The following is an 8,192-nucleotide window of genomic DNA, read 5'->3' as shown; positions in this document are numbered from 1 at the left end:
TTGTTTCAGACGAGGATTTTTAATAATTTTGGCATCTGCGATTAAGGGCATGCCTTTACCTACAGGCAGATTTAGTCCCGATTTTCCTCCTGCCCCTGGATGAATCTTAAAAACATACCCTTGTAAGGGGCTGATGGGAGGGCTGATGGTCGGGCTGGAGAGTTCAGAAATTGAAACAAAAACAAGTCCAAATCAAGGAATTTGGAAATCAGCTCGTAATGCTATAACTGTATATCTGATGTTCGGGCTGATGGGAGGGCTGATGTTCGGGCTGATGGTCGCGCTGATGGTCGGGCTGATGGTCGGGCTGATGGTCGCGCTGATGGTCGGGCTGATATTCGGGCTGATGGTCGGGCTGGAGAATGGTGGTCTAGCCTGCATCCAACACTTCAGCCTCCGCCTTGTCCTCTACCGTAACAAATACATCCCTTGGAACTATGCCCGCTTCCTGGACTATGCCGCCGATCGGATCTTCCTACAAAAAGTAGGAGGAGGCTACATCTTTATCCACCGGATGCTGATGGAACACTTTGCCGATATGAAGCTTGAGAATTAACAGGTTACTATAGCATTTTGATTTGATATGTCAACAATAATATCAACCAGTATTTGATCAGCCGATTGTTATTTTAAAAACTATGTTAATTTCTAATACATTGTTTCCTCATTCCCAGGAAAATTATTAACAACAAGCCTGATCTATAGTAGAACCTGAATATCGCGTAGTGTTGGCTGTGCCGATCTAACCTTTTTGTAGTTTTCCGGAACGCATCCTTTAACTCTTGTAGATCCTCTTGAATTTTCCAAGAGGGTGATTACCAATTGACTCAGCAAAAAATCGAGTACGTTTCCTTGATTGAGGAGCTTAAAGGCAATCAACAGCCGACTGGGTTCTACAAAATTGTAAAAACTTCAAGTAGACCGGAGGAAAGACTAGCTCAACTGAGGACTTCAAGTACTTATGATCTTGAGGTTTACTCTTTGATCCGCTGCTTGGACTCTAGTGGAGTAGAAAAAGATCTTCATCGCAAATTTAAAGATTTTAAAAATTTTCAATCGAAGCGGAAAGGTAGAGAATGGTTCGATTTCAGAAACTACAACATTCATGAGGTTGTCGAAGAGATAAACTCATCTGTTAAAGATACTGCTCCTCCTGAACCAGGAGACTCTAAAGGGAATCCGATCGTCGGAGCACTTCTGTTGCTACCACTATTGGGTATTGTTATTATTAACAACCAACCTAGTCTTACAAAAGACCAAAGGAACTATCATGCCGCGAATAATGTTTTTAGTAGTAAAAATATGGATGCATTTGAACAGTATACTCAGGCTCAAGAGAAATTTCAAAAATTGGCAGACTCTTCTAGTCATAAATGTGTAAAAAAATATGGTGAGGATATGGTTGCCGTCATTTATGAATCTAAAACTTTTTTGAGGAGTACTGGGGGAGATTACCGTCAAGCTTGGAAACTATTTGAATCTCTCCGGGAACAAGTATGGCCAAAACAACCTGTCTGTAAGAAAATAATGGATGATATAGATAAGAAAAATAATTAATTAATTATTTTTTCGGTAAAACTTGGATTTGCAGCGATTGCCGTCTCTTAGTTATGATTGCAATCGCTTTTCTCTTTTGCCTGTTCAACACATCTGGCACGATCTTTAATTATATCAAATATAATCACTAACGAGTCCTTTAAAAAGTACCCCCAAGGGTACTGTCAAAGGATTATTGTATTGCTCATAATCAAAATAGCACTGAAATATTATTGCACCTAAATAGTTAGGGTAGGCAATTATTCCACTCTAAGATTAAGCTAGGGATAACTTAATATACCCTTCAGCTATTAGCTATCAGCTATCAGCTATCAGCCATTCGCGTAGCGTGGCCTTTGGCCAAGGCATGTGGCCAGACTACGGGAAAAGTTTATGCCCATAGCGCAAAATACTTGAGCTGCTTTTGAATAAAATAAGCTGACGGCTGATCACTGACGGCTGTTCGCGGAGCTTGCGCGTAGCGCTATATTGCCGAAGCTACGGCTAGTGACAGTGGTGCAAGATTTCAGGGAAAGCAACTAAAGTAAACCATTGAGTTAGGTATATATCCTAAATTTATAGTGATGGCAGACTATAGCAATCTCGAAAGCAATCTCGAATCAGAACAAACAGAACATGCAGATTTTTGTGAGCATTGTCACCAAATTAACCTGATAGATAATCAACTTGAAACCCTGATCCAGACACAAGCGATCGCAAAAAATCGATTAACCACTGTTCGACAGGCTCCTGGCTGCTCTACTTCTGTTCTGCGGGGACTAGACCAGCAGCTGATTGATGAAATGAAAGCATTGCACCCAATAGCTTGGTGAGTTTTGCCGACCTAGATGTGGCTAATGGTCCAGCAGTTCACCCTTTCCTTCAGGCAGCAGCTCAGCAGTCCCTGGCACGGGCAATTAAGGCTCGTGGTCGCACCCTTTCGGTAAATTCTGGTTACCGAACTATTGCTCAGCAACTAATGCTATTCAATCATGGTAAAGTTAGACGGTGTGGTATTCGTTTGGTGGCCCCTCCTGGTAAAAGTGATCACCAACGTGGTTTAGCAATAGATATCAATGACGATCAAGGCTGGAGACCTTATCTAGAGCGGGAGGGTTGGAGGTGGTTTGGACCTGCGGACAGACCTCACTTTGACTATAGGGGCAGAGCAAGACGAGACCTAGGTCGTCTTGCTATAAAAGCGTTTCAGCGACTCTGGAACCAATATAATCCGGACAAACCCATTGCTGAAGATGGGATTTTCGGACCAAATACTGAAGCGCGACTAAATCAAGCCCCCATAGTTGGCTTTGGAGAAACTAACGAATCTCTTCCAGAAAGAAGACTCAGCCTGACTAAACCTTATCTCGAAGGTGATGATGTTCGCGAAGTTCAGGAAGCTTTAGTTAAAGCAACTATTATGCTCGAGGTAGATGGCGTTTTTGGTCCGGCTACTGAGGAAGCTGTTAAGGAATTCCAGAAGCTAAAGGATTTAACAGTAGATGGAATTGTCGGAGCTGCAACTCGGTCGGCTCTGGGATTGTGAAGTTATAGCAACAGAAGTATAGTTGACGACATAGTATTTGCGTTTAAAGGAAACAGGGCATAGGGAATAGGAAATAGAAATATGTCTTAATCTTTACTTCGACTGCTATATTTGTGAACTTATTATCTCTCTTCTGCCTAGAGTGACAGAAGAGAGATAAAATCAGATGAGTAAAATTAGGATTAAGTCTACAAACTAGTTAAAGGTATCAACTACTAAGCCGAAGCCAGTGCTTGCGATCGCTTCTGCTTGTGCCTGCACTCGTGCCAACAGTTGAGAGCCTCAGATCCGGACATCAACCGGTAAATTGCGCTGATTAACTCACCCACATAGCTTAGAGCACTAAGGGTTACCGATCCAGTTATTAAGATTAGTAGCCAATTGATCAATAACTGTTGAATTAGTGAAAAAATAGAATTCATTGACAATCGTCTCATTTAATAGTAATGACTGGTAGGAGCAGTAACGTTACCTAATGATTATCCGATCTACCAGTCAGATTGTGAAGTCGTTAATTATACCTTACTTAGTGTCAATTGTCAATACCTGTTGGTGAAAGATAATTTAGCTCAATAGTCGGGAGCATCGTCTATTATCTATGGAAAAGGAAAACCAAAAGAATCAAAAGAATCAAAAGACTAAAACTAGAGTCTCCAAAACCTTGAATCTTTTCAGGAACTTTGGCTTAAAGGCAATTCCAATTATGATGGTAAGGAATTCTCTGGTTGAGGAATCAGAACTTACCCTCAATTTCTTAGTCTTAATCATTAGCTCTTGCTTAATTGCTACATTTGGACTAGTGCTCGACAGTGCTGCGGTGATTATTGGAGCGATGATTATTGCTCCTCTGATGTTGCCTTTAAGAGGATTGTCCTTTGCTACCTTGGAAGGAGATTGGCAACTGTTACGGAGTAGTTTTGTTTCCATTGCTGTAGGCACCGTACTGGGGATAAGTTGTTCTTGGTTAGTTGGTACAGTTATCGGATTCCCTGAATTTGGAGCCCAAGTTTTAGCAAGAACTCAACCTAATCTGATTGATTTACTAGTTGCGATCGTGGCCGGGGGAATTAGTGGTTTCTCTAAAATTCGTCCGTCTTTAGAAGATGCGGTACCAGGGACAGCAATTGCAGTAGCCCTCATGCCTCCCCTTTGTGTCGTTGGGTTAACCCTATCCCAGGGAGAATGGGCCTATAGTCAGGGCGCATTTCTCCTCTATATTACTAACCTGATTGGGATTAACCTAGCTTGCATGATCGTCTATGTCTTTAGCGGGTATGCTCAGAGTACTGAACTCAGCCGGTCTTTAAACTGGGGATTCTCGTTAGTGCTGATTGCTGTATTAGTCGTGCCCCTAGGACTTACCTTTTGGGACGTGCTTGAGCAAGGAAGAGTTGAGGAGCCAGTTCAGGAATTGATTAATAAGAGTCGAGTGTTTAACAAACCAGGTATAACAGAAGTTTCTACTTGGAAGATCAATCGGAAAACTAATCCTCCTTCTATCGAAATGGATATCCGTTCAACAAAACCGATTACATCGGAACAGGTACAGAGGTTTGAGGATTCGGTTAATATTAAGCTAGGTAAACCCTTTAAAGTGAGAGTTGAGGTTACTCCATTTATACCAGTGGAATCGCCTAATCCTAAACCTAATTAACTTGAATTGGAGTAAGCATTCAGCTGTCAGTGGTCAGCTGTCAGCCTAATGCTTACAGCGGTTTTAAATTCGGTCAGGTACAAAGTTATGGGTTTTAGGGAGCAGGGAATCGGGAATCGGGAATCGGGAATCGGGAATCGGGAAAAATACTGTGTACCTCACTTATGATTATAATTGCTATAATTTGAGCATAGTTTACCTTAGTAAAACGGATCAAGTGATATTTATTTGATGACATAAAAGGACACAAATAATGGCAATAATGGAGCTTTTTGGGGATGATTAGTAAAATTAGTAATACTGGTAGTAATACTGGTAAATTATTCACTATTGGTCATTCTAATCTCAGTATTGAAGATTTTATTGCTTTACTGAAGCAGCACGAAATTACGGCGGTGGCTGATGTGCGATCGCATCCTTACAGCCGTTACTTACCTCATTTTAGTCAAGCCCCCCTCAAGGCGGAACTATTGTCAGCAGGAATTCGCTATGTCTTTCTGGGTAAGGAGTTGGGGGCAAGACCGGCTGATCTCAGTTGTTATGTTGGTGGTAAAGCGTTATATGAAAAAATTGCCGCCACTGACCTGTTTTCAGCGGGTCTTAAACGGGTAATTCAAGGGGCTGAAACTTACCAAATTGCCTTGATGTGTGCTGAAAAAGACCCGATCACTTGCCATCGGACAATTTTAGTCTGCCAACATTTAGTGAAATCCGGTTTAGAGATTAATCATATTCTAAATGATGGCAGCTTAGAGTCCCATCAGGAGTTAGAAGAAAGGCTGCTCAGCTCTCATGGGTTAAGTGATTCCCAAATCAATCAACCGAAGCAACTTTCCCTATTTGATGACCCGACATCTATGGATAACTGGGAGAATTGCTCTCGGGAGGATAGACTTAAGGAAGTTTATCATAGGCAAGGGGATACTATTGCTTATCAAGTAAGCAGTCAGCAGTCAGCAGTCAGTGGTCAGCCTAATGCTTGAAATAAACCTTTCGTAGGGTGGGCATAGCGCTATAGCTGATAGCTGATAGCTGAGAGCTGAGAGCTGAGAGCTGATAGCTGATAGCTTGCCTTATCAAGACCCTGACTATGAATAAAACTATTAATTTATTTACAATTGGGTTTACTAAAAAGAGTGCTCAACAGTTCTTTGAGCTTCTGATTAATGCTGGAGTAAGGCGAGTTATCGATACGAGACTGAATAATAAATCTCAATTAGCTGGTTTCACCAAAAAGACGGATTTTGAATACTTTTTGCAGCAAATTGGGAATATTGACTATATACATCGTCTAGAATTGGCTCCGACTAAGGATATCATAAATACCTATAAAAAAAATAATGGTGATTGGGAAACCTACGAAAAACAGTTCTTAGAATTAATTACAGAGCGTGAAATCGAAAAGACAGTATCACCAGATTTATTAGATGGTAGCTGTCTGCTGTGTAGTGAACCTACTCCCCATAACTGTCATCGCCGTTTAGTAGCAGAATATCTGAGTCAAAAATTGGGAACTATAAAAATAGTTCACCTATGATTTATCCCAAATCCTCTTTGCTAAGACCATAGAAAAGCATCAGTCAGCTATCAGCTATCAGCTCTCAGCTATCAGCTCTCAGCTATCAGCTCTCAGCTCTCAGCTCTCAGCTCTCAGCTCTCAGCTCTCAGCCATCAGCCATCAGCTATCAGCTATCAGCTATCAGCTATCAGCTATCAGCTATCAGCTATCAGCTCTCAGCTATCAGCTCTCAGCTCTCAGGCATTCGCCTGTGGCGAAGCTACAGCGAACAGCTTTTGAATAAAATAAGCTGACCGCTGACCGCTGACCACTGACCACTGACCACTGACCACTGACCGCTGACCACTGACCGCTGACCGCTGACCACTGACCACTGACCGCTGACCGCTGAATGCTTACGTCTAAACTAACCTTACTTGGGATTAGATAGCAGCATGACTCAGATTATTTGCTTGGCTAACTCCTGGAAGCGTGGCGAGAGATGTATCGCTGGAATTAATTCCCTTAAACGTCAATGGATTCGTCCTGTATCTGATTTACCGGATGGTCGCATTCCGAAACCAATGCGTCAGATTGCGGGAAGGGAACCAACTTTACTGGATATTTTAGATATTCCTTTGGCTAAAACTGGACCCGACTTTGGCTTTGAGTATGAAAATCTTTTGGTATTACCAGGACAATGGCGACGAGTAGGACAAGTTCCCGCTGGATATCTCAATAAGTTTTGCAGCCGGGAAAAATACATTCTCCATAATAATGAGCGCTATGTAACCGTGAATTTCTTGCAGTCATTACCGGTAGAGCAACGCTGTACACTACAACTGGTGAAAGCTGTGGAGTTCTTGGTTCAACCTATTGGTGTCAGAGATAAGGGTGTAGAAAAATGGGAAGGTTCACTGGTAACAGATTGTGGACAAGAATTGACTGCTACGATTACTGACCCCGTATTTGTTAGGCATTTAGAGTTAGGGTATCGACCGCAAAATCATTGTTTGGTTACGGTTAGTCTCAGCATGCCTTGGCGACCTGATTATTGGAAAAAAGATGGTGACCCTTGTTGGAAGTTGATAGCGGGTGTTATTGAATTACCTAACAAATCAGGGAATAAACTGAGAATAGGAATGGATGATGAGCTTCCTTTTTAGGAATTCAAGTAGGGTGGGCAAAGTAAGATAATCTAGAGTATTCAGAATAATCCAACAGTTTTTGCCCACCATAAAAGTCAAATAAATACCAATTCAAGTAGGGTGGGCAAAGTAAGATAATCTAGAGTATTCAGAATAATCCAACAGTTTTTGTCCACCATAAAAGTCAAATAAATACCAATTCAAGTAGGGTGGGCAAATTAAGATAATCATTAATACTAAAAAAAAATAAACTGTTTTTGCCCACCCTACAACCTAAATGATAACAATTTTATTTCTTTTTGCTACAGAGGATACGGGAATTAGGTCATAAGGTGATAAACTGATAATGTAAGGCGGTGATATAGGGGATTAAGGTGTACCAATATTTTGTGTAATTGGTATTACTAGGAACGAATGCGATCGCATTCTACTAACTAGCTTCCTATAATCAACTAAATCATTCCTTTACCATTGTTTACCATTGACGAAAGTTAATGGATAATCCCTAAGTCAGCATGGGAGACCCTAGTGATGCTAGTTGAGTTCAGCGTAGAAAATTATCGCTCATTTAAAGAGCGCCAGACCTTGAGCATGGTGGCATCTAAGAAAAAAACTGGCGAGAATAGCAATAGTTTCCCGATGCCTAATGTTAAGTCTCTGCGCCTACTCACCAGCGCTGTGGTCTACCAAAACTTCTTGAAATGTGAGAGCCTTGTGTCTTTAGACCGAGGGTGAAACAGAGAGACTGGGTTGACCCAGTCGTGTCTCTAAGCGTCTTTCTTTATTTCAGATCTAATAATTTTTTCTACA

General features: G+C 41.5%; 10 protein-coding genes. 9 read left to right on the top strand and 1 reads right to left on the bottom strand.

The features are described 5' to 3' along the window. Positions 1-133 precede the first annotated feature (133 nt). The 7 genes from F6K63_RS35725 to F6K63_RS35690 all read left to right on the top strand — a co-directional run bounded on the left by F6K63_RS35725 (position 134) and on the right by F6K63_RS35690 (position 6,273). The gene (locus F6K63_RS35725) at positions 134-556 is read left to right on the top strand and encodes a hypothetical protein (RefSeq protein ID WP_287314848.1); all 423 of its coding nucleotides are present in this window, start codon (positions 134-136) and stop codon (positions 554-556) included. A 266-nt stretch (positions 557-822) separates the two neighbouring features. Then, on the top strand, positions 823-1,557 hold the full coding sequence (locus tag F6K63_RS35720; RefSeq protein ID WP_287266700.1) for a GIY-YIG nuclease family protein: 735 nt from the start codon (positions 823-825) through the stop codon (positions 1,555-1,557). 563 nt (positions 1,558-2,120) lie between these two features. Then, positions 2,121-2,369, top strand: a complete 249-nt coding sequence (locus tag F6K63_RS35715; protein ID WP_287266699.1) for a hypothetical protein — start codon at positions 2,121-2,123, stop codon at positions 2,367-2,369. Further along, positions 2,366-3,082, top strand: coding sequence for a peptidoglycan-binding protein (locus F6K63_RS35710; protein ID WP_287266698.1), 717 nt, complete (start codon positions 2,366-2,368; stop codon positions 3,080-3,082). The genes F6K63_RS35715 and F6K63_RS35710 overlap by 4 nt, the downstream gene beginning before the upstream one ends. Before the next feature lie 598 nt (positions 3,083-3,680). Further along, positions 3,681-4,736 carry a DUF389 domain-containing protein gene (locus F6K63_RS35700; RefSeq protein ID WP_083373903.1) on the top strand — a complete coding sequence of 352 codons (1,056 nt, stop codon included), beginning with the start codon at positions 3,681-3,683 and terminating at the stop codon, positions 4,734-4,736. 278 nt (positions 4,737-5,014) lie between these two features. Further along, complete coding sequence (locus tag F6K63_RS35695) at positions 5,015-5,719, top strand: DUF488 domain-containing protein (RefSeq protein ID WP_287266697.1); 705 nt, start codon at positions 5,015-5,017, stop codon at positions 5,717-5,719. A gap of 107 nt (positions 5,720-5,826) precedes the next feature. Further along, entirely contained in the window at positions 5,827-6,273 is a 447-nt protein-coding gene (locus F6K63_RS35690; protein WP_287294770.1) for a DUF488 domain-containing protein, read from the top strand. A 218-nt stretch (positions 6,274-6,491) separates the two neighbouring features. Here F6K63_RS35690 and F6K63_RS35685 read toward each other — a convergent pair whose 3' ends face one another. After that, complete coding sequence (locus tag F6K63_RS35685) at positions 6,492-6,629, bottom strand: hypothetical protein (RefSeq protein WP_287254516.1); 138 nt, start codon at positions 6,627-6,629, stop codon at positions 6,492-6,494. A gap of 60 nt (positions 6,630-6,689) precedes the next feature. Between F6K63_RS35685 and F6K63_RS35680 the strand changes: the two genes are divergently transcribed. Beyond that, on the top strand, positions 6,690-7,400 hold the full coding sequence (locus F6K63_RS35680; RefSeq protein ID WP_287294768.1) for a dual OB domain-containing protein: 711 nt from the start codon (positions 6,690-6,692) through the stop codon (positions 7,398-7,400). 513 nt (positions 7,401-7,913) lie between these two features. Next, positions 7,914-8,117: a hypothetical protein gene (locus tag F6K63_RS35675; protein ID WP_044492370.1), complete on the top strand. Its 204-nt coding sequence runs from the start codon at positions 7,914-7,916 to the stop codon at positions 8,115-8,117. Positions 8,118-8,192: the final 75 nt, after the last annotated feature.

The sequence above is a fragment of the Moorena sp. SIO1G6 genome (genome assembly GCF_010672795.1).
Taxonomy (GTDB): Bacteria; Cyanobacteriota; Cyanobacteriia; order Cyanobacteriales; family Coleofasciculaceae; genus Moorena; species Moorena producens.
This window is presented reverse-complemented; position numbering and strand designations above follow the sequence as displayed.